Source organism: Clostridium tarantellae (assembly GCF_009295725.1).
Taxonomy (GTDB): Bacteria; Bacillota; Clostridia; order Clostridiales; family Clostridiaceae; genus Sarcina; species Sarcina tarantellae.
The window spans coordinates 1-402 of sequence record NZ_WHJC01000681.1; the positions used below are offsets into that span (position 1 = coordinate 1).

At 15.4% G+C, this 402-nt stretch carries 1 protein-coding gene; it reads right to left on the minus strand.

The genetic code is table 11. The annotated features are described in order from the left end of the window. A partial coding sequence (locus tag GBZ86_RS16825; RefSeq protein WP_152892547.1) for a DUF3785 family protein occupies positions 1–358 on the minus strand: 358 nt, incomplete at its 3' end. Between the last annotated feature and the right edge of the window lie 44 nt (positions 359–402).

Below are 402 nucleotides of genomic sequence, written 5' to 3' on the forward strand. Positions count from 1 at the left end.
TGGTTAATATATAACTATCATCTATTTTTCCTATTTTAAATAGTTTGTTAAAACTTAATCCTTCATAATTTTTTTCTATATTGCTTATAATATAATTTTCATTTTTAGTATAAAGATAAAAATTATATTCTATAAACTTAAAATAATTTTTATCTTTATTATATTCACAATTGCAATTATAACATGCTTCCTTGTAGTATGATTGTTCAAAATTTATTTTATCACTATCATTAAAAATTTCAATTAATTTTTCTATGCTAAAATTTTTTATTGGTTTAATTTCATCATTAAAAAAATCTTGTAAATTATCTTTATTTAATTCATATTTTTTCCCTTGAAAATTTACTTTATAATTCATTATTTTTTCCTTTCTTTAAATATTCTTGTTAAATTATATTATAT